Raw genomic sequence first — 18,415 nt, forward strand, 5'->3', positions numbered from 1 at the left:
CATTCTAGGAAGCCGCCCCGACGCCGATGGGCAATTCCCTGGGCCTTTATCATGCCGGTCATGCCCGAGTTGCCCGAAGTCGAAGTCACCCGCCTGAGCTTTGCCTCCGCCATCGAGGGGGCCGAGGTGCTGGAGCTGAGGCTGGGCAAACCGCTGCGCTGGCCGCTGGGCGTCGACCAGGACGAGTTGCTGGGCAGCGTGGTCGGCCCGACGCAGCGGCGTGGCAAATACCTGTGGCTGCCGCTGGCACAAGCGCGCGGCCAGGGCGGCTTGCTGCTGCATCTGGGCATGTCGGGCTCGCTCGCCTTCACGGCACGCGACTCGGCGCCGGGGCCGCACGACCATTTCGACCTGCGTACCAGCCGCGGCCTGCTGCGCCTGCACGACCCGCGGCGCTTCGGCGCGGTGGTCTGGTCCGAGGGCCTGGACCGCGGGCCGGCGGCCAAGCTGCTGGCCGGGCTGGGGCTGGAGCCCTTCGATCCGCGCTTCGACGGCAGGCATCTGAAGGCCGGTCTGTCCGGCCGCCGCGTCGCGGTCAAGCAGGCCCTGCTGGCCGGCGATATCGTGGTCGGTGCCGGCAATATCTACGCCTGCGAGGCGCTGTTCCGCGCGGGCATCGACCCGCGCATGCCGGCCCACAAGCTCAGCGGCCCGCGCTGCGAGCGCCTGGCGCGCGCCGTGCGCGAGGTGCTGGGCCAGGCCCTGCAGGCCGGCGGCACCACCTTGCGCGACTTCCGCGACGCCCATGGCGTGGCCGGCAGCTTCCAGATGCAGGCCCAGGTCTATGGCCGCGAGGGCGAGCCCTGCCGAGTCTGCGCCACGCCGATCCGCCGCATCCTGCAGGGCCAGCGTTCGACATTTTTCTGCCCTTCATGCCAAAAGAAATAACGCTGCCCCGGGACTTTGCCGCGCTGCTGGTGGCCTGGCAGCGCCAGCATGGCCGCCACGAGCTGCCCTGGCAGCAGACCCGCGATCCCTACCGCGTCTGGCTGTCGGAGATCATGCTGCAGCAGACCCAGGTGACGACGGTGCTGGGCTATTACCAGCGCTTTCTGCAGCGCTTCCCGACCGTGGCCGCGTTGGCGGCCGCACCGCTGGACGAGGTGCTGGCGCTCTGGGCCGGGCTGGGCTACTACAGCCGGGCGCGCAATCTGCATCGCTGCGCCCAGGCGGTCGCGCAGCAGCACAGTGGCGAGTTCCCGCGCAGCGCCGCCGAATTGCAGGAACTGCCGGGCATCGGCCGTTCCACCGCGGCGGCCGTGGCGGCCTTCTGCTTCGACGAGCGCGTCGCGATCCTGGACGGCAATGTCAAGCGCGTGCTGTCGCGCGTGCTGGCCTTCGACGGCGATCTGGCCAGCAGCGCCGAGGAAAAGAAGCTCTGGATCCATGCCCAGGCCCTGCTGCCGGGCGCGCCCGACATGAGCGCCTACACCCAGGGCCTGATGGACCTGGGCGCCAGCCTGTGCGCGACGCGTTCGCCGCAATGCCTGCTGTGCCCGCTCAGCGAGCTGTGCCGCGGCCGCGCCGAGGGCGAGCCGACGTTCTATCCGGTCAAGACCAAGAAGCTCAAGCGCGGCCGGCGCGAGAACTGGTGGCTGTGGCTCGAGCATGAGGGGCGCGTCTGGTTGCAGCAGCGGCCCGCCACCGGCGTCTGGGCCGGGCTGTGGACCCTGCCGCTGTTCGACGATGAGGCCGCGCTGGCGGCCCAGGCCCGCGCGCTGAGCACCGAGCTGGAGGTGATGCCGCGCGTCGAGCATGCGCTGACGCATTTCGACTGGGTGCTGCATCCGCGCCGCGCCGAACTGGCCCATGCCGCCGCGCCGGGCGAGGGGCGCTGGGTGGCGCGGGAGAAACTGGCGGACTATGCGCTGCCGGCCCCATTGAAACGCCTGATCGGCTAGGCGTATGCTTCGCCACCCAAGTTCCGCCGTTGGTTTGCAAGCATGAAGCCCCTGGTCAAAAGCGCCATCGAATCCGCCCTGATCGCCCTCCTGGTGGCCGCCGGCTGCCTCTGGTTCCTGATCTCGGCCGGCACCGCCGACGAGGTCAACAACGCCAAGATGGCGCTGCTCGGCCTCGGCCTGGCGGCCAGCCTGATCGCGCACCTGACCTATATGGGCCTGGCCCTCAAGCGCGACGGCCGCCCGCTGCTGGGCTGGATGGTCGGCTTGGTGCTGCTGTTCCCCATCGTCACCATCGTGGCGCTGGTGCTGATGTCCGCGCGCGACGAGGAGTCCCGGACGGCCTGACGCCGGGAGCGTCCCCTTGAGGGGGCGGGGAGGGCGGTCCTTATTTGGCGTCCAGCTCGCGGTGTCGCTTCAGCACATGGCCGTGGCTGGCGAACTGGCGGGCCAGGGTCTCGACCAGATAGACCGAGCGGTGCTGGCCGCCGGTGCAGCCGATCGCCACCGTCAGGTAGCTGCGCTGGTCGGCCGCGAAACTTGGCAGCCACTGGCGCAGGAAGCCGCTGATCTGGCCCACCATCAGCCTGACCTCGGGCTGCTCGGCCAGATAGTCGGCCACCGGGGCGTCGCGCCCGGTCAGCGGCCGCAGCTCGCGGTCGTAATAGGGGTTGGGCAGCACGCGCACGTCGAACACGAAGTCCGCGTCGCTGGGCACGCCATGCTTGAAGGCGAAGGATTCGAACACCAGGGTCAGCGCGCCGCCGGTGGCCGAGACCAGGTCGCGCACCCAGGCGCGCAGCTGGGCGGCGCGCAGCAGGCTGGTGTCGATCACGGTGGATTCGGTGCGCAGCGCGGCGAGCAGCTCGCGCTCCAGCGTGATGGCGTCCAGCAGCACGCGGTGCGCGTCCGCGCCATCGCCATGTAGCTCGCTGCGCAGCGGATGCGGGCGGCGGGTCTCGGAGAAGCGGCGTATCAGCGCGTCGTTGTTGGCGTCCAGGAAGATCGAGCGCACCAGCACCCCTTCGCTGCGCAGGCGCTTGATCAGCGGCAGCAGATGGGGCAGGGAGCCTTCGCTGCGCACGTCCATTGCGATTGCGAGGCGCCGCGCGCCGCGCTGCTGCTCCAGGGCCAGGAATTCCAGCAGCAGCTCGGGCGGCAGGTTGTCGACACAGAAGAAGCCGGCGTCCTCCAGCGCATGCATGGCCACCGACTTGCCGCCACCGGACATGCCGGTGACCAGCACCACCTCGCGTTGATTGCCGGCGGTGGGCGCGCTCACGAGCGGGCCCTCCGGGGGCGCGGTGCCGCATCGGTGGCCGAGAGCGCCAGCATCTCCTGCGCATGGGCCAGGCTGGCCGAGGAGAGGCGTTCGCCGCCCAGCATGCGGGCGATCTCCTGCACGCGCGTCTCGCCGGTCACCGGCCGCACGTCGCTGGCCGTGGCGCCGTCGCGCAGCGCCTTGGCCACGACGAAGTGATGGTCGGCGCAGGCCGCCACCTGGGGCAGGTGGGTGACGGCCAGCACCTGGCGTTCGCGCCCCAGCTGCTTCATCAGCCGGCCCACGGTCTCGGCCACCGCACCGCCGACGCCGGCGTCGATCTCGTCGAAGATCAAGGTGCCCGCGCCGGTGCCTTCGCCTCGCTCCAGCTGGCAGGTCGTCACCGCGATCGCCAGCGCGATGCGCGAGAGTTCGCCGCCGGAGGCCACCTTGGCCAGCGGGCGCGGCGTGCTGCCGGCATGCCCCGCCACCATGAACTCGGCGCTTTCAAGGCCGAAGCTCTGCGGCTCGGCCTGCGGCAGCAGCGCCACCTCGAAGGTGCCGCCGGCCATGCCCAGCTGCTGCATGGCCTGCGTGACGGCGGCCGCCAGCGCGGGTGCGGCCTTGGCCCGCGCCTTGCCGACGCGCTGGGCCTCGCGCTCGTAGGCGGCGCGCGCCTCGGCGAGCGTGCGCTCCAGCGTGGCCAGGTCGCCGGCCTCGTCCAGCGCCTGCAGCTCGGACTTCCATTGTTGATGCAGGGCCGGCAGTTCGGCGCCGGGGCGGCGGTAGCGGCGCGCCAGCGCCATCCAGGCCGACAGGCGCTCGTCCAGTTCGGCCAGGCGCTCCGGCTCCATTTCGGCGCCGTGTAGATAGTTGTTGAGCGTGTGCGCCGCGTCCTGCAGCTGGGCCTGCGCCCCCTGCAGGGCCTCGATGGCCGGGGCCAGGCGGGTGTCGTACCCGACCACGTCCCGTAGCTTGTCCAGCGCCTGCTCGGTCAGGCTCTCGGCGTTCTGCTCGGCTTCGCCGATGGCGTCGGCGGCGGCGCGCGCCGCTTCCATCAGGGAGGCGGCATGCGAGAGGCGCTGATGCTCGGCATTCAGCTCGTCCCATTCGTCGACGCCGGGCGCGAGGCGGCCGATTTCTTCGAGCTGCCAGGCCAGGCGTTCGCGCTCGCGGGCCAGTTCGCCGCTGCGGGTCTGGGCCGCCTCCAGCCGGTCGGCGGCCAGCTTCCAGGCGCCATGGGCCTGGGCCAGCGGCGCGCCGTCCAGCTGGGCGAAGGCGTCCAGCAGGGCGCGCACCGAGGCCGGGCGGGTCAGGCCCTGCCAGGCATGCTGGCCATGGATGTCCAGCAGGCTGTCGGCCAGCTCGCGCAGCTGGGTCACGGTGGCCACGCTGCCGTTGATCCAGGCGCGGCTCTTGCCTTGGATGTCGATCACGCGGCGCAGCAGCAGGGTCTCGGCCTCGCGCTCGAAGCCGGCCTCCTCGAGCCAGGCGGCGAGGCTCTCCGGGCTGTCGAACTCGGCCGTGATCTCGGCGCGGGAGGCTCCCTCACGCACCACGCCGGCGTCGCCGCGGCTGCCCAGCGCGAGCTGCAGCGCGTCGATCAGGATCGACTTGCCGGCGCCGGTCTCGCCGGTCAGCACGGCGAAGCCGCCATTGAAATCAAGCTCCAGGGCCGGCACGATGACGAAATCGCGCAGGCTCAAACGCCTAAGCATCACAGCTCTCCATGCCGACAGGCGGCGTGCTCGTTGCAGTTGCACGGCCGCAGGCCGCAGGCCGCTGGGGGGCGGGCCATCAGCTCACTCCCTCGTACCAGCGCAGCTTGCGGCGCAGCGTCGCGTAATAGCTCCAGCCCTTGGGGTGCAGGAAGCAGACCTTGTGCGCCGAGCGGCGCACCGTGATGCGGTCGCCGTGCAGCAGGCTGGCCAGGCTCTGCATATCGAAATTGACGCTGGCATCGCGGCCCGCGACGATCTCCAACCGCACCTCGCCCGAGTCCGGCAGCACGATGGGCCGGTTCGACAGCGCATGCGAGGCGATCGGCACCAGGATCCAGCCGGCGATGCTGGGGTGCAGGATGGGCCCGCCGGACGACAGCGAATAGGCGGTGGAGCCGGTGGGGGAGGCGACGATCACGCCGTCGGCGCGCATATTGGCGACGAACTCCTCGCCCACGTCCACCTTCAGCTCCACCATCGAGGCGGTGGCGCCGCGGCTGACCACCACATCGTTGAGCGCCAGACCCTCGAAGATCACCTCGCCGTCGCGCCAGACAGCGCCTTCCAGCATCGCGCGCTGTTCCTTCTCGTAGTCGCCGGCCAGGATCGGCGCCAGTGCCTCGCGGAAGCGTTCGAAGGAAATGTCGGTGATGAAGCCCAGCCGCCCCTGGTTGATGCCCACCAGCGGGGTGCCATGTCTTGCCATGTCGCGGGCGAAGCCCAGCATGGTGCCGTCGCCGCCGACCACGATGGCCAGATCGCACTGCGCGCCCATCTCCTCGTTCGAGAGGGCCGGGTAATCGGTGATGCCGGTGTTCTCGGCGGTGTCGCGTTCCAGGGAAACATCCAATCCCTGAGCGGCCACGAATTCGGCAATCTCCTCTAGAACCGGGCGTATGCCGCGAGCCTGGTGCTTGCCCACGATGGCCGCATGCAGAAAGGACTTGGGAGGAGGATTGACCATGCGCAGAATTACACCACAGCGATGTGAATACCCGCTGACCGATGGCCGCCTGTCCGTACAATGAAACAATGCTCGACGAGCGCTCCAAATCCCTGCTGAAGATCCTGGTCGAACGCTATATCGCGGACGGCCAGCCCGTGGGTTCGCGCACGCTGTCCAAGGCCTCCGGCCTGGAGTTGAGCCCGGCCACGATCCGCAACGTGATGGCCGACCTGGAGGAGCTGGGTCTGATCGCCAGCCCGCACACCAGCGCCGGCCGCATCCCGACCGCGCGCGGCTACCGGCTCTTCGTCGACACCATGCTGACGGCCCAGCACAGCATCGTGGGCGCGGACTCGCGGCCGATCGACACCCAGCAGTTGCTGCCCGACCAGCCGCAGCGCGTGATCGCCAGCGCGGCCCAACTGCTGTCCAACCTGTCCAGCTTCGTCGGCGTCGTGACCGCGCCGCGCAAGCCCAGCGTGTTCCACCACATCGAGTTCCTGCGTCTGGGCGAGCGCCGCGTGCTGGTGATCATGGTGTCGCCCGACGGCGATGTGCAGAACCGCGTGATCTTCACCACCCAGGACCTGAGCCAGCCCGAACTGGCCGAGGCCAGCAACCGGCTCAATGCCCACTATGCCGGGCTCAGCCTGGAGGCCGTGCGCGAACGGCTGAAGAGCGAGGTGGATGCGCTGCACGGCGAAATCGCCCAGCTGATGAGTGCGGCCGTGCAGGTGGGCACCGAGGCGCTGGAGCATGAGGAGGATCGCGTCGTCGTCTCCGGCGAACGCAATCTGCTGACCGTGCAGGACTTCAGCCACGACATGGGCAGCCTGCGGCGCCTGTTCGACCTGTTCGAGCAGAAGACCCAGCTGATGCGCCTGCTGGACATGTCCAGCCGCGCCGAGGGCGTGCGCATCTACATCGGCGGCGAGAGCCAAGTGGTGCCCTACGAAGAACTGTCCATCGTCTCGGCCCCCTACGAGATCGACGGCCAGGTGGTCGGTACCCTGGGCGTGATCGGCCCGACGCGCATGGCCTACGACCGCATGATCCAGATCGTGGACATCACCTCGCGGATGGTCAGCAACGCGCTGTCGCAGAAGTAGCGCCCCCCGCTGAGCCCGGGAAACCAGCGCATACAATCCGCGCTCGCCGGCCGCAGGGCCGGTTCCCATCCCAGGGGCCGTTAGCTCAGTTGGTTAGAGCAGAGGACTCATAATCCTTTGGTCACAGGTTCAAGTCCTGTACGGCCTACCAAGTTTTCATGGGGCATTGCCAGCAAGTGGCTGCCCACGCGCGCAGCTGCCACCTGATTGGCCCTTGGCCGGGCGGCTGGTGATGGTTCTGGGGAGGCAAGACGTGCCCCTTTGCAACACGCGGCGGGGATTGCGGAGCAAGAGCGACCCGTCTGGTTGCCATTCCGCGGTTCCCGTCCAGCTCTTGACGACGTTTCCCCGGAAGACCTTGACGAGCGACCTCCCGACCGTCGCAATGTGATTGCGAGCGGCGGCGAGGATGTGGGATTCAAGCTGCTTCACCCCTGTCGCACGATTCAATCGGCACGGTGGCTCGGTTCTACTTCGGCGCCGACCGCCCAGGCCCTGACCAGCAGCTCGCCGCTGCCCGGCACGCGGAACAGCTCGGCGTCGATCAGCTCGACCGGCTCGCCGCTGGCCAGGCGCCACTGCTTGGCGCCAGGGTAGCTGCGCCGGCCGCGGGGCGTCATCACGGAGGTGTAGTAGCGGCACTCCAGTACGACGACGCTGCGGTCGTCCTCGCCGGCACAGACCAGGCGGCGCAGCACCTTGTTGCTGTGGCGCGTGTCCTGGGTTGCCTGGGTCGTCCGGGCCATGGCGGCGGTCTCGCGTGTCAGGAGGCGGCGCCGGCCACGCGGTAGCTGGACGGATCCACGCCGTAGGCGCTCTTGAAGGCCTGCCAGAAGTAGCTGCGGCTGCGATAGCCCAGCTGCAGGCTGATCGCCTTGATCGGCTGGTCGGTGTGGCGCAGCAGCTCCTGCGCCCTGCGCAGCCGCAGCGTTTTCAGGAAGGCGATCGGCGAGCTGCCGTAGGCGCGCGCGAAGGACTGGTGGAAGCTCGTGCGGCTCATGCCGGCGATGTCGGCCAGGCTGTCCACTGTGTGGGCGCGGGCGGGCTCGTCGAGCATGCGCTCCATCGCCCGGGCCAGGCGCTCGGCGTGGCGCGGGTCGCCCTGACCGGTCGGCGTGCGCATCGACGGGCAGGGATGCCGGCGCAGCACGGCCGTGACCAGGCGCCTGGCGATGCAGTCGACGATGCAGGCCGCGCCGGCCTCGGCCGAGGCGGACTCCGCCAGCAGCTCGCCCGCGGCGGTGCGCAGCAGCTCGGTGCCGCCGATGTCCACGCCCACCGGGGCGCCGCCGGCGAACAGCTCCCGGCCGTCGCGCAACCGGGCGTGCACACCGGCATGCACCAGGCGCAGCGCGGGCATGTCGGCGCCGCCCGCGTCGCGCACCCGGCCGCCGGCGCCCGGCGCCAGGGTCAGGCTGCCGGCCGCCAGCCGCAGGGTGCCGGCCCGCTGCGTGGCCAGCTCGGCGCGGCCCTCGGCGACGACCAGCAGCGTCAGCGGGCGCCCATGCTCGGGCAGTGGCGTCCAGGCCGCGGGCGCGTGCAGCGCTGCGAATGGCTGCGCGCCGACTTCCAGCCGCTGCAGCATGCTTTCAAGAGAGGGCAAGGGCGAAGGGTTGGTCATCGCTTTCGACTGCATTGCGGCGATTCCTTATTATCCATAAAAATAGCGTACTAATAAATAGATCAATAAAGAACGCCGTGCGAATCAAATGAGACGGCGTGCTCCCTATCGTGGAGGCCTTGGTCAACTCGCACACCGGAGCATTGCGATGAAGAGCACGAAAACGAACCCCGGCGCGCTGCTGCGCGCCACGCTGCTGGGCGCGGCCTTGCTGGCGGCTGGCGCCGCCGGCGCGGCCCCCAAGGCCTATGCCGACCCGGCCAAGCCGGCGCTGCCGGCCTCGACCTTCCAATGGGATCTGAGTCGGACCGCCGTGGTCGTGATCGATCCGCAGGTGGATTTCATGAGCCCCAAGGGCAAGGGCTGGCCCATCTTCGGCGAAAGCGTCGCCGAGCAGAACCTGGTGCCCAATCTGCAGCGCCTGCTGGCGGCCTCCAAGCGCGCCGGCGTCACGGTCGCGATCTCGCCGCACTACTACTACCCGCACGATCACGAGTGGAAGCATGCGGGTCCGGCCGAGATCGTCCAGCACCAGCTGGGGATGTTCGACCGCAAGGGTGCGCTGACGCTGGACGGCTTCCGTGACTCGGGCGCCGACTATATGCCCGAGCTCAAGCCCTATATCGAGGACGGCAAGACGCTGATCGCCTCGCCCCACAAGCTCTACGGCCCGCAGAGCAACGACGTGATGCTGCAGCTGCGCAAGCAGCGCGTTGACAAGATCATCCTGGCCGGCATGGCCTCGAACCTGTGTGTCGAGTCGCACCTGCGCGAGTTCCTGGAGCGCGGCTTCGAGGTCGTGGTGGTGCGCGACGCGATCGCCGGCCCCAAGCTGCCCGACGGCGACGGCTACCACAGCGCGCTGGTCAACTTCCGCTACATCGCCAGCGGCCTGCTGAGCACCGACGAGGTGCTGGCCAAGCTCGAGAAGCGCTGAGCCGCGTTCGGGCCGCGTGCCGGCCGAGGGCTCGCGGCCCGTTCCGCGGCCAGGCGCTCGGCCAGCCGGCGCTGGCCTGGCCGGCGCCAGCCTGTGCCGGCACCACGGCGGGCAGCGATTCGTGCATCGGGTCGGCCTCCGCGGCATCCGGCTCGATGCGGTAGCCGATGGCGCGGAACGGCGGCAAGGGCGATGTCGTGACCCCCTCGACCGGCGGACCCGTCCGGTCCCTGGAACAAGGCGTCCGGCTCCTGCGAGGGCAGGGCCGGCTCGGCATGAAGAGAGGTGGCCCCGTCGTCTACTTGTGGCCCTCCACCGGCGTCAGCACCGGCGCCCCCTTGCGCTTGAGCAGCACCACGACGAAGCGCGCCGGCGCGCTGCTGCTGGCGTTGCGGCCGACGACGTGGATGTCCTTCGGGCCTTCGTAGAAGGTCTCGCCGGCATTCACCGTCACCAGCGGGCCGCCCTTGAGCTGCATCTGGATCGTGCCCTCAAGCACGTACACCAGGGCATGCGCATCATGCCTGTGCACCATGTCCTGCGCGCCCGGTGGGTAGGACACCTCGAGCATCATGGCCTCCTTGCCTGGATAGTCCGCCAGGGGCTTGACCATCAGTTCCTTCACCTCGGCATGCGGGGCAGCATGGGCGGCGCCGGCGCCCAGCAATGCACCGCACAGCAGGGCGGCGACGGGCCAAAGCAGATTCGTCTTCCTCATCGGGGTTCCTTTCGGGATCGGGTGGTTGTCGCGGCAGGGGCCCGCCCGGGTCCCTGCCAGAAGAGCGCCGCGCGCGGCGCTTCCCACTCAAGACGTTTGGTGCCGCCGCTTTGTGACGGGGCGTGACCCGCCCTTGCACGGGACGGGTCTTCGCACCCCGGCGGTCTCATGGCTTGTAGGCGATGACCTCGATCTCGACCTTGGTCCCGGCCATGTTGGTCGCCTGCATTGTCGAGCGCGTCGGCTTGTTTCCAGGGAAGAACTCGCTGTAAACGCGATTGAACTCAGCGAAATCACCGGCGTCGTCGAGCCAGACCATGGTCTTCACCACGTCCTCGAGCGTGCAGCCGGCCAAGGCAAGTGCACGAGCGACATTCCTCATCGTCTGGCGCGTGTGGGCTTCAATGTTCCCGGCGATGACATTGCCGTCTTCGTCCCTGGCGACCTGGCCACCCACAAATACAAAACCGCCGGCCTTGGTCGCCAATGAGCGCGGCAATGTTCGTGTGCCCGGATTGCTCTCTTCAAAGAACTCAATCGTCATGTCGCTCTCCTTCGGCGAAGGGCTCATCGGGCCCCGTGCGACCGTCCATGAACGCCATGGCGTCCGCGTCGAACCCGCAGCATTGGTCCGCCCGCGGGAAGGAGCATAGTTCGCGTTGGCTCCCGTGCGTGAACGGGAGTCGGCAGGGATGGTGAGGCCCAGGGAAACGCCGATCAACAACCCGGCGCTGGGTCGCCCCGTGCACCTATGAGGGCATGGTTCACGGCTGGCTCACGGCAGGTCTAGCCCCATGAGCCAGCTTGGCCAGTGGGTCCGGCCGCACGAAACGGAGGTTCGGTGGCGGCGTGTTGTCGCTGCCCCGGTTGGGCGCTTCCGTGGAGGACGGCATCGGCAACTCGGCGATGGAGATGCCGCGATGACGGGGGTCTGCGCTGCTTGATGTCGGCCAAGGCGGGCCAGCAGGCCAGCGCTCGGGCTCGAACCGGGCGCCCGTGATCAGACTGCCGGCAGTGGCCCGCATCGCGGGGCGCCGCCGGCTTCTCCGCTCAGTGGTTACTGTTCAGCAGGGCCAGTTCGCCCGTTGCGCGGGCACGCTGCAGTTCCGCATAGACTTCCGCGCGGCTGCGGGTCGAACCGGCACCGACCCGGACCGGATCGACTTCCCGGTCGTTCCAGGCCAGTTCGCCACTTTGGCGTGCGCGCTGCAACTCGGCGACAACGGCGACACGGCTGGTCTGAGGCGCCTGGATCTTCACGGCCTGGCGTGCGGCGATCGTGGCCTCGCGACCGGTGTCGGCGGAACTGCCACCGTCGGCCAGCGCAGCGCCGGCGGTCAGGAGGCTCAGGGCAATCACGGTCAGCTTCTTCATGATGGGTTCCTTTGGTAGAGGTTTTGGACTTGCCGGTCTGTGCCGCTGTCCATGGGCTCTACTGTGGAGCCTGATCGTCGATCGATAAATCAGCGGCAGTTCAATGCACTGTTCGCGATTTCGAGATGATGGTGGCGTGAGGCGGCGCGGCGGGCCGAGACGCCGCCCGTCATCGTCGGCAGCGACCAGGGGGTCTCGTTCCCGCTGCGCTGGGTCGAGGCCTACGGGCCGGCCCCGTCATGCCATGCTCGTCACGCCGCTCCGCGGCGGCTCGGGCGGCGACTCGGGGGCCGGGTTGCGGTTGCTGGCCGATGCGGCGGCGGCGTCGGGCGTGTGCAGCGGGCCCGTGCGCGCGCCGGAGATCATTTCCTTCAGCCAGGTGAGCAGGGCCGTCGTGTAGGCGCGCTGGCTGCCTTCCTGCGTCAGGCCGTGATCGGCGCCGCGCAGGCAGCGGTAGGTCAGCGAGAGGCTGCGCGTCGAGGCCTCGCGGTAGCTGGCCAGCACGGAGGCCGGCACGATGTCGTCGAACTCCGATTCGATCAGCAGCATGTCGCCATCGAACTTGTGGCAGGCCTGCAGGGCGCGGTTGTCCGCGGCGCGCACCAGGGTGCGGCGGTAATTGGGCAGGTCCTGGTTCTTGCTCAACTGCAGCTTGGGCAGCTCCCAGTCGCTGTCGCGGTAGAGCGCGGGCGCGCGCAGCGCCAGCCAGCGCACCGGCCGCATGGTGCTGAGGATCGCGGCCAGGTAGGCGCCGTAGCTGCTGCCGACCACGGCAATGGCATGGGTGTCGACATGCGCGCGCTGCACCAGGCGGTCGTAGGCCGCCAGCACATCGTTGAGATTGCTCTCGCGCGACACGGTCTCGAACTGCGGCCGGGTCAGGGCATGGCCGCGTAGATCGAAGGTCAGGCAAATGCAACCGAGGGCGGCGACGGCGCGCGCGCGCGCCAGGTACTGCTGCTGGCAGCCGCCCCAGCCATGCACGAACAGCACGCCCGGCAGCAGGGTCCCCGGGGTCACGAAGGTGCCGGCGATGTGTCCGGTACCGACGCCGATCTCCACCGTTTCCTCATGCGTAGACATCGGGCAGCACCTCCGCATACTTGGTCAGCCGGCCCGCCTGCGGGTCGCTGCCGTCATACAGCAGCCGGCTGCCGGGCGGCGGCACATGCTCGCCGCGATGGTAGATCTCGTGCGTCGAGGCCTGCACGCGCTGCAGCGAGGGCTTGGCCTTGAAGGCGAGCAGGGCCGCCACCTCGGCGCCGCTGGCGCCGCCGATGCGCCAGGACTGCTCCAGCACGCCCGAGAGGCGGGCGCCCCACGCGTCCGGCCCCTGGGCAATGTCGTAATTGACCCGCGAGGCGAACAGGCCGGGAAACGCGGCATGGGTGGCCTTGTGATAGGCGATGGCCTGCTGCACCGCCAGCCGCACCTCGAAGGCCAGCGGCAGGCGCAGCAGCGCGTCGAAGTCGCCGCGCACCAGGTCCAGCGACGAGCCGCCGTAGACCTCGTGGCCATGGTGGTTGCGCGTCAGCCGCTGCGTGCCGATATAGGACGCGACCCAGCGGCCCGCCACGTTCACCCGGCCGACGCTGAGCGTCGTGACGGTTTCGAGATTGCGTTCCAGCACCCAGCCATGGCGCAGCAGCAGGGCGGGATCGATGGCCGCCAGCCGGGCCTCGAACTCGTCCAGATCGCGCACCACGGACTGGCCCGCGCCCCCCACGCCCAGCGCGCTCTTCAGCCGCAGCGGCCCGGCGGGCAGCAGCCGCCGCGCGGCCAGGCGCGCATCCTCCGGCGTGAACACCGAGAAGCCCGGCAAGGTGGCGGGTTGCAGCGCGGCGCCCAGCTCCGGCGCCCAGCCCACCGGGGCCAGCGCGGACCGGCGCACCAGCGGATGCGTGATCACCTTGGTGGCGACGAAGGGCCAGGGTGCCACGCCGCCGAACAGCTGGCCGATGCCGCGTATACCCAGGCGCCGCACCTCGGCGGGGTCGCACAGCGTGTCGTCGGGCACCAGGTAAAGAGGCTGCAGCGTGGCGGGGTCGCCGGGGCCGACGGAGCCGGCGAATTCGCGCTCCAGCAACTCGGCCAGCCATTCGGCCACCATGGCCTTGCTGCGCTGGTCGTGGCTCGGCGGCCGGGCGCCGCCATCGCAGCGGTAGAAGGCCACGGGCGGTCCGCGCAGCGCCGCCACCAGGCCGGGGCCGTGCAAGGAGCGAACCGAGGGGGTGGCGAGGCTGGTCGGCATGGCGGGCGGTCCTGTTGGGTGCGGCAAAACGATCGGGCGGGACGACACCGGCGCGCGCCCGCTGCGAGGCTCTTTTATCCGCCAGCGGCCAGCCCCGAGCCATCGGCCGTGGCGCCGCCCGCTTGTCAGACTTGCCCGACGCGCGCCGCCCGGCGCCACGCTCACCATCGATAGGCCAGCGAGGCCACCGCCCGGCGCTGGCTGCCGTACCAGCAGTCGCCGCGCTCCAGGCAGGTCGCGATATAGGTCTTGTCGCCGACATTGGCGATGTTCAGCGCCGCATGCCAGGGGCCCCGGTCCCAGGAGACCATCAGGTCCACCAGCGTGTAGGACGGCGTGGTCGTGATGTCCACGCCGTCGCTGGTCTTGCCCACATAGCGCAGGCCGGCACCGGCCTTGAAACCGCTCAGGCCGTAGGCGTCGAGCCGGTGCAGGGCCCATAGCGAGGCCGAATGCCTGGGGATGCCGCTGAGCTGCTTGTCCAGGTAGCGGACGTCCTCGCTGCTGACCTCGGACTGGCGCGCGTCCATATGGCTGTAGCTGGCGATCAGGTCCCAGGCGCGCAGGCTGGCGTTCAGCTCGAGCTCCAGCCCCTTCACCTTCACCTTGCCGCGCTGCACCGAGAAGCCGACATTCAGCGGGTCGGTGCTGAGGCGGTTCGTTTCCTCCAGCTGGTAGAGCGCGGCGGCGGCCGTGATGTTGCGATTTCCCGGGGCCCATTTCAGGCCGGCCTCCACCTGCTTGCCGCGCTTGGGTTTGAAGGCCTTGCCGGCGGCGTCGGTGCCGCCCACCGGCTCGAAGGACTCCGAGTAGCTGGCATAGGGCGACCAGCCGCCGTCCATCAGGTGCACCAGGCCCAGGTTCTTCGAGCTGGCCGAGTCCTTCCGAGCGTCGCCGCTGCGCGCCTTGTCGTGGCGCAGGCCGGCCACCAGCACCCATTGCTGGCCGAACTTGATCTGGTCCTGGGCGATCAGGCCCCATTGGCGCACTCGGCTGACCGTGGCCTCCACGTCGGGCAGGACCGGCAGCGCGAAGCTGCCGTACACCGGGTCGTAGACATTCAGCGGCGTGGCCGCGTCCTCCCAGCTCTTCTGCGTGCTGCGCGAGCGCATCGCGTCGACGCCCAGCAGCAGCCTGTGCTGCGTGGCGCCGAACTTCAGCTTGCCTTCCAGCAGCAGGTCGGTGTTGGTGATGCGGCCGGTGTCGTCGGTGGCGTACCAGATGCGGTTCATGTAGCGGCCGTTCGGGTCCGGCGCGCCGGTGGCGTCGGCGTAGCCCAGCCACCAGGCGGCATACATGGTGCGCATCCGGCCGTCGATGCGGTCGTGGCGCAGGCGGTGGCTCAGCTTCCACTGCTCGTTCAGGCGCTGTTCCCATTCATAGCCCAGGCGCTTGCGCTCGCCGCCGTAGCGGTCCCAGTCGGGCTCTCCGATGAAGGTGTGCGGCGACAGATAGCCGTGCGGGCCGGGGCGCAGCGTGCCCTCGATCGGGAAGAAGGCATTGGTATTGCCGGTCTCGTCCTTCTGGTATTCGCCGTAGACGGTCAGCTTGCTGCCGGCCGCCGGCTGCCAGCTCAGCGAGGGAGCCAGGAAGCGGCGCTTGTCGAAGGCATGCTCCACCTGGGTGTCGCTGTCCTTCACCAGGGCCACCAGCCGATAGGTCAGGCTGGCGTCGCTGTTCAGCGCGCCGCCCAGGTCGGTGTAGATCTGTTTGTGGCTGTCGCTGCCCAGCTGGATGCCCAGCTCGCGCAGGCTCTCCGCTTGCGGCCGCTTGGACACCAGATTGACCACGCCCCCGGGGCCGTTCTGGCCGGCCACCACCGAGGCCGGGCCGCGCAGCACCTCGATGCGTTCGAAGGCATAGGGCTCGTTGCGCACCACGCCGTACCAGCCGGTCAGCGGCAGGCGCAGGCCGTCCAGTAGCGTGGAGCCCTCGCTGCCGCCGCGCAGCGAGAACCAGTCGCCGCGGTTGTCCAGGCCATACATCTCGGAGCGCACGCCGGCGCTGTAGCGCAGCACCTCCTGCATGGTCTGCGCGTTCTGGTCGCGGATCTGGTCGGCCGTGATCACCGAGATGGATTGCGGCACCTCGTTGAGCGGCGTGTCGGTCTTGGTGGCGGTGGCGCTGCGCTTGGCGGCATAGCCGAGCACCGGGCCGGTGGCGCTCTCGGTCTCGGCGGCGGCCTTGGCGCGCACCACCGGCAGGGCATCGGCCATGGCGTCCTGGGCCTGGGGCGTTTGCTGCGCCCAGGGCGTCAGCGGGGTGCCGCACAGCAGCAGGGCGGCGGCAAGGGCGCGGGCGTGCGGGCGCGGCGCGGGCAGGGGGTAATTCGTCATCGTGAGGAGCTCCGGCATCAGGGCGGACGGCGCGGCAGCGCGGGGCTGCGGTGCCATGGCGACTTGGCTGGCGAAGAGCTGGCTCACGGCCCGGACGCGGGTCCGGGCTCGGCGCAGGATCTTATTTGAGAATGATTCCTATCACCTGTTTTGCGGCAAACAGGGTGGCGCGCGCCCAACAGTGGGGCGCGGGGCTTCGACTCAGCGGCGCGCGCGTTCGATCAGCTGCCGGGTCAGCAACTCGGCCTCGGTGGCCGCCTCCAGCGGCGAGCGGCACAGGCCGGCTTGTGCGTAGTTGAGGTTTTCGTACAACTCGGCGGTGGCCGGCGCGAGGGCCAGCAGCCGGTCCAGGTGCATGTCGGATTCGGCCAGTTCCAGCATCTGGCCGACGCGCAACGCCACCTCGCGGTACTGCGCCGCGCTGGCGTTGCCGGCCTGGCGGTCCAGTCGTTCCAGCAGCGCGGCCATCGCGGCCAGGCTGTGCAGCCGCTGCGGCAGTTTCAGTTGGCTTTGGGCTTGCATGATCGGTGACCTCTCTGTCACTCCACATGGGGCCGCCGCGCCGGGCTTCAAGGCTCCCCGGCCTGCGCCCGGCATTGCCCGGATCAAAGCAGGTGCTGCTGGAAAAAGCTCTGCGTGCGGGCATTGGCCAGCGCGGCCGCCTCGGCGTCGTAATGCTGGCCCTGGTTGCGCGCGAAGGCATGCTGGCAGCCGGGATAGGTGTGGATCTCGATATTGGGCTTGCCGCCCAGCGTGGCGCGGATCTGGGCCTGGGCCTCGGCGGACATGTACTCGTCCGCGCCGGCCAGGTGCATCAGCAGCGGGCTCTGCATGTCGCGGCCCTCCTCGACATAGCGTTCGGTGCCGCCGCCGTAATAGGCCACCGCCGCGTCCGGGGCGTGGCGCGCCGCGGTGCGGAAGCTCATCAGCCCGCCCAGGCAATAGCCGACGATGCCGACCTTGCCGGTGCTGCCGGGCAGGGTGCGCAGGAAGTCCAGGGTGGCGGCGGCATCGGTGACGCCGGCGTCGAAGTCGAAGGCCTGGTAGAGCGCGAAGCCCTTCTGCCATTCGGCCTCGCTGCCGTCGGTCAGCTCGACCCCGGGTTCGAGGCGCCAGAACAGGTCGGGGCAGGCGGCCAGGAAGCCCTGGGCCGCGAGCCGGTCGCAGGTCGCGCGCATGTCGGCGTTGATGCCGAAGATCTCCTGCATGACGGCGATGGCCGGCGCTCGCGCCGCGGCCGGACGGGCCAGGTAGGCGCCGAAATTGCCGGCCGGCGTGGTGATGGTGATGCGTTCGCCCATGGCTGTTTCCCCTTGCTCGCGGATGAGTAAAGGGCCCTAGCATGCCGCGAGTCGCCCGGGCGCGCCATCGGTACCGCGGGAGGGCCGGGCCTTGTCCCAAGGAGTGAGTCGCTGCTCGTCCGCATCGTGGCCGGGCCGCGGGCGACCATCATGTCCGCCGCTCCCGTTCCCGCCGCGGCCCGGCTTGGAAGCGCTCGCCTTCGCGCGCTAGCCCGCGGCCAGCGCGACCGGGCGGGTGCGCCAGCGCCGCGCATAGCACCACAGGCCGTAGGCTGCGATCAGCGGCAGGCTCATCTCCAGCGTTTCCTCCAGCGCGGAGACCAGCGCATGGATGCTCTCCGAGGTATGCACCCCCCAGTCCTCGGCCAGCAGGTTGATCGCGCGGTCCAGGACCTTGGAGACGATCAGCATGGCGAAGAAGACCTGGGCCACCGGCCCCAGCCAGGCCTGCAAGGGCTGGCGCAGCCAGTGCCAGGCGGCCAGCACGACCAGGGCCAGGATGGCCAGGGCGATCAGCTTGGGCAGCCAGGGACCGGGGTGCAGGTAGTAGCTCACCTTGAAGATGCTGACGCCGGTCCAATGCTTGTGCCAGTCCATCTCGCGCGCGGCGGCGGCCAGCAGCAGCACCGTGACGGCCAGCCAGCCGCGCCGCTCTTCGCGCGGCGGCGCTGCCAGCCACATGGCCGCGGCCAGCGCCATATAGCCCCATTCGCTGAGACGCTCCACCGGGCCGCCCTCGACCATCACCCGCATCACATCGGCGGGAGCCAGGGTCAGCCACAGCAGCAGCGAGGAGAGAATCGCGATCAGGGGCGGCAGCAGGGCCGGCCAGGCCTGTTGCAGTGAAAAGGGGGGCTTGCGGAGGGCGTGCATCGTGAGCATCTTTCTTGCGGGAGGGCATTGTCGGTAGAAACCGCCGTGCCCGCAGGCCCTGGGGTC

Annotated in this window: 19 protein-coding genes and 1 tRNA gene; 6 read left to right on the forward strand and 14 right to left on the reverse strand. The window is 69.8% G+C overall.

Annotation, left to right across the window (positions count from 1 at the left end; genetic code table 11):
* Positions 1–60 precede the first annotated feature (60 nt).
* The 3 genes from mutM to AC07OQ_RS04285 are packed head-to-tail and all read left to right on the forward strand — an operon-like array spanning position 61 to position 2,249.
* The gene (mutM, locus tag AC07OQ_RS04275) at positions 61–888 is read left to right on the forward strand and encodes a bifunctional DNA-formamidopyrimidine glycosylase/DNA-(apurinic or apyrimidinic site) lyase (protein WP_495051849.1); all 828 of its coding nucleotides are present in this window, start codon (positions 61–63) and stop codon (positions 886–888) included.
* Positions 873–1,901: an A/G-specific adenine glycosylase gene (gene mutY, locus AC07OQ_RS04280; protein WP_495051850.1), complete on the forward strand. Its 1,029-nt coding sequence runs from the start codon at positions 873–875 to the stop codon at positions 1,899–1,901. The genes mutM and mutY overlap by 16 nt, the downstream gene beginning before the upstream one ends.
* 42 nt (positions 1,902–1,943) lie before the next feature.
* On the forward strand, positions 1,944–2,249 hold the full coding sequence (locus tag AC07OQ_RS04285) for a hypothetical protein (protein ID WP_495051851.1): 306 nt from the start codon (positions 1,944–1,946) through the stop codon (positions 2,247–2,249).
* A gap of 40 nt (positions 2,250–2,289) precedes the next feature.
* Here the strand turns inward: AC07OQ_RS04285 and rapZ are convergent, their stop codons facing one another.
* From rapZ to AC07OQ_RS04300, 3 genes are all read right to left on the reverse strand, one after another.
* Positions 2,290–3,183 (reverse strand): RNase adapter RapZ, encoded by an 894-nt coding sequence (gene rapZ / locus AC07OQ_RS04290; protein ID WP_495051852.1) that lies wholly within the window; start codon positions 3,181–3,183, stop codon positions 2,290–2,292.
* The gene (gene recN / locus AC07OQ_RS04295; RefSeq protein WP_495051853.1) at positions 3,180–4,880 is read right to left on the reverse strand and encodes a DNA repair protein RecN; all 1,701 of its coding nucleotides are present in this window, start codon (positions 4,878–4,880) and stop codon (positions 3,180–3,182) included. Before recN ends, rapZ begins: the two co-directional genes overlap by 4 nt.
* Positions 4,881–4,959: 79 nt before the next feature.
* The gene (locus AC07OQ_RS04300; protein WP_495051854.1) at positions 4,960–5,847 is read right to left on the reverse strand and encodes an NAD kinase; all 888 of its coding nucleotides are present in this window, start codon (positions 5,845–5,847) and stop codon (positions 4,960–4,962) included.
* A gap of 68 nt (positions 5,848–5,915) precedes the next feature.
* On the opposite strand from AC07OQ_RS04300, the gene hrcA reads away from it, so the two are divergent.
* Positions 5,916–6,938 carry a heat-inducible transcriptional repressor HrcA gene (gene hrcA, locus AC07OQ_RS04305; RefSeq protein WP_495051855.1) on the forward strand — a complete coding sequence of 341 codons (1,023 nt, stop codon included), beginning with the start codon at positions 5,916–5,918 and terminating at the stop codon, positions 6,936–6,938.
* 74 nt (positions 6,939–7,012) lie between these two features.
* Positions 7,013–7,089, forward strand: a tRNA-Ile gene (locus AC07OQ_RS04310).
* Between the two features lie 295 nt (positions 7,090–7,384).
* Here the strand turns inward: AC07OQ_RS04310 and AC07OQ_RS04315 are convergent.
* Entirely contained in the window at positions 7,385–7,684 is a 300-nt protein-coding gene (locus AC07OQ_RS04315; RefSeq protein ID WP_495051856.1) for a hypothetical protein, read from the reverse strand.
* Between the two features lie 17 nt (positions 7,685–7,701).
* Positions 7,702–8,574: a helix-turn-helix transcriptional regulator gene (locus AC07OQ_RS04320; RefSeq protein ID WP_495051857.1), complete on the reverse strand. Its 873-nt coding sequence runs from the start codon at positions 8,572–8,574 to the stop codon at positions 7,702–7,704.
* A 133-nt stretch (positions 8,575–8,707) separates the two neighbouring features.
* On the opposite strand from AC07OQ_RS04320, the gene AC07OQ_RS04325 reads away from it, so the two are divergent.
* Positions 8,708–9,496, forward strand: a complete 789-nt coding sequence (locus AC07OQ_RS04325) for a cysteine hydrolase family protein (RefSeq protein WP_495051858.1) — start codon at positions 8,708–8,710, stop codon at positions 9,494–9,496.
* 298 nt (positions 9,497–9,794) lie between these two features.
* Here AC07OQ_RS04325 and AC07OQ_RS04330 read toward each other — a convergent pair whose 3' ends face one another.
* The 9 genes from AC07OQ_RS04330 to AC07OQ_RS04370 all read right to left on the reverse strand — a co-directional run bounded on the left by AC07OQ_RS04330 (position 9,795) and on the right by AC07OQ_RS04370 (position 18,349).
* A complete protein-coding gene (locus AC07OQ_RS04330) occupies positions 9,795–10,214 on the reverse strand; it encodes a cupin domain-containing protein (RefSeq protein ID WP_495051859.1) in 420 nt (139 codons plus the stop codon).
* A 166-nt stretch (positions 10,215–10,380) separates the two neighbouring features.
* On the reverse strand, positions 10,381–10,758 hold the full coding sequence (locus AC07OQ_RS04335; RefSeq protein WP_495051860.1) for a RidA family protein: 378 nt from the start codon (positions 10,756–10,758) through the stop codon (positions 10,381–10,383).
* A gap of 506 nt (positions 10,759–11,264) precedes the next feature.
* The gene (locus AC07OQ_RS04340; protein WP_495051861.1) at positions 11,265–11,588 is read right to left on the reverse strand and encodes a hypothetical protein; all 324 of its coding nucleotides are present in this window, start codon (positions 11,586–11,588) and stop codon (positions 11,265–11,267) included.
* Between the two features lie 237 nt (positions 11,589–11,825).
* Positions 11,826–12,671, reverse strand: coding sequence for an alpha/beta hydrolase family protein (locus tag AC07OQ_RS04345; protein ID WP_495051862.1), 846 nt, complete (start codon positions 12,669–12,671; stop codon positions 11,826–11,828).
* On the reverse strand, positions 12,658–13,839 hold the full coding sequence (locus tag AC07OQ_RS04350; protein ID WP_495051863.1) for a DUF3182 family protein: 1,182 nt from the start codon (positions 13,837–13,839) through the stop codon (positions 12,658–12,660). The genes AC07OQ_RS04345 and AC07OQ_RS04350 overlap by 14 nt, the downstream gene beginning before the upstream one ends.
* Positions 13,840–14,000: 161 nt before the next feature.
* On the reverse strand, positions 14,001–16,175 hold the full coding sequence (locus AC07OQ_RS04355) for a TonB-dependent siderophore receptor (RefSeq protein ID WP_495051864.1): 2,175 nt from the start codon (positions 16,173–16,175) through the stop codon (positions 14,001–14,003).
* Between the two features lie 201 nt (positions 16,176–16,376).
* A complete protein-coding gene (locus tag AC07OQ_RS04360) occupies positions 16,377–16,697 on the reverse strand; it encodes a hypothetical protein (RefSeq protein ID WP_495051865.1) in 321 nt (106 codons plus the stop codon).
* Between the two features lie 83 nt (positions 16,698–16,780).
* Complete coding sequence (locus AC07OQ_RS04365; RefSeq protein ID WP_495051866.1) at positions 16,781–17,476, reverse strand: dienelactone hydrolase family protein; 696 nt, start codon at positions 17,474–17,476, stop codon at positions 16,781–16,783.
* A 207-nt stretch (positions 17,477–17,683) separates the two neighbouring features.
* Positions 17,684–18,349 (reverse strand): hypothetical protein, encoded by a 666-nt coding sequence (locus AC07OQ_RS04370; protein WP_495051867.1) that lies wholly within the window; start codon positions 18,347–18,349, stop codon positions 17,684–17,686.
* Positions 18,350–18,415 lie beyond the last annotated feature (66 nt).

Source organism: Roseateles sp. GW821-FHT09B06 (assembly GCF_059418245.1).

Bases quoted from the DNA above. Each gene is read 5' to 3' on its own strand.
- mutM (WP_495051849.1), top strand. From the start codon at position 61: ATGCCCGAGTTGCCCGAAGTCGAAGTCACCCGCCTGAGCTTTGCCTCC.
- mutY (WP_495051850.1), top strand. From the start codon at position 873: ATGCCAAAAGAAATAACGCTGCCCCGGGACTTTGCCGCGCTGCTGGTG.
- AC07OQ_RS04285 (WP_495051851.1), top strand. From the start codon at position 1,944: ATGAAGCCCCTGGTCAAAAGCGCCATCGAATCCGCCCTGATCGCCCTC.
- recN (WP_495051853.1), bottom strand. From the start codon at position 4,880: ATGCTTAGGCGTTTGAGCCTGCGCGATTTCGTCATCGTGCCGGCCCTG.
- AC07OQ_RS04300 (WP_495051854.1), bottom strand. From the start codon at position 5,847: ATGGTCAATCCTCCTCCCAAGTCCTTTCTGCATGCGGCCATCGTGGGC.
- hrcA (WP_495051855.1), top strand. From the start codon at position 5,916: ATGCTCGACGAGCGCTCCAAATCCCTGCTGAAGATCCTGGTCGAACGC.
- AC07OQ_RS04315 (WP_495051856.1), bottom strand. From the start codon at position 7,684: ATGGCCCGGACGACCCAGGCAACCCAGGACACGCGCCACAGCAACAAG.
- AC07OQ_RS04320 (WP_495051857.1), bottom strand. From the start codon at position 8,574: ATGCAGTCGAAAGCGATGACCAACCCTTCGCCCTTGCCCTCTCTTGAA.
- AC07OQ_RS04325 (WP_495051858.1), top strand. From the start codon at position 8,708: ATGAAGAGCACGAAAACGAACCCCGGCGCGCTGCTGCGCGCCACGCTG.
- AC07OQ_RS04330 (WP_495051859.1), bottom strand. From the start codon at position 10,214: ATGAGGAAGACGAATCTGCTTTGGCCCGTCGCCGCCCTGCTGTGCGGT.
- AC07OQ_RS04335 (WP_495051860.1), bottom strand. From the start codon at position 10,758: ATGACGATTGAGTTCTTTGAAGAGAGCAATCCGGGCACACGAACATTG.
- AC07OQ_RS04340 (WP_495051861.1), bottom strand. From the start codon at position 11,588: ATGAAGAAGCTGACCGTGATTGCCCTGAGCCTCCTGACCGCCGGCGCT.
- AC07OQ_RS04345 (WP_495051862.1), bottom strand. From the start codon at position 12,671: ATGTCTACGCATGAGGAAACGGTGGAGATCGGCGTCGGTACCGGACAC.
- AC07OQ_RS04350 (WP_495051863.1), bottom strand. From the start codon at position 13,839: ATGCCGACCAGCCTCGCCACCCCCTCGGTTCGCTCCTTGCACGGCCCC.
- AC07OQ_RS04355 (WP_495051864.1), bottom strand. From the start codon at position 16,175: ATGACGAATTACCCCCTGCCCGCGCCGCGCCCGCACGCCCGCGCCCTT.
- AC07OQ_RS04360 (WP_495051865.1), bottom strand. From the start codon at position 16,697: ATGCAAGCCCAAAGCCAACTGAAACTGCCGCAGCGGCTGCACAGCCTG.
- AC07OQ_RS04365 (WP_495051866.1), bottom strand. From the start codon at position 17,476: ATGGGCGAACGCATCACCATCACCACGCCGGCCGGCAATTTCGGCGCC.
- AC07OQ_RS04370 (WP_495051867.1), bottom strand. From the start codon at position 18,349: ATGCACGCCCTCCGCAAGCCCCCCTTTTCACTGCAACAGGCCTGGCCG.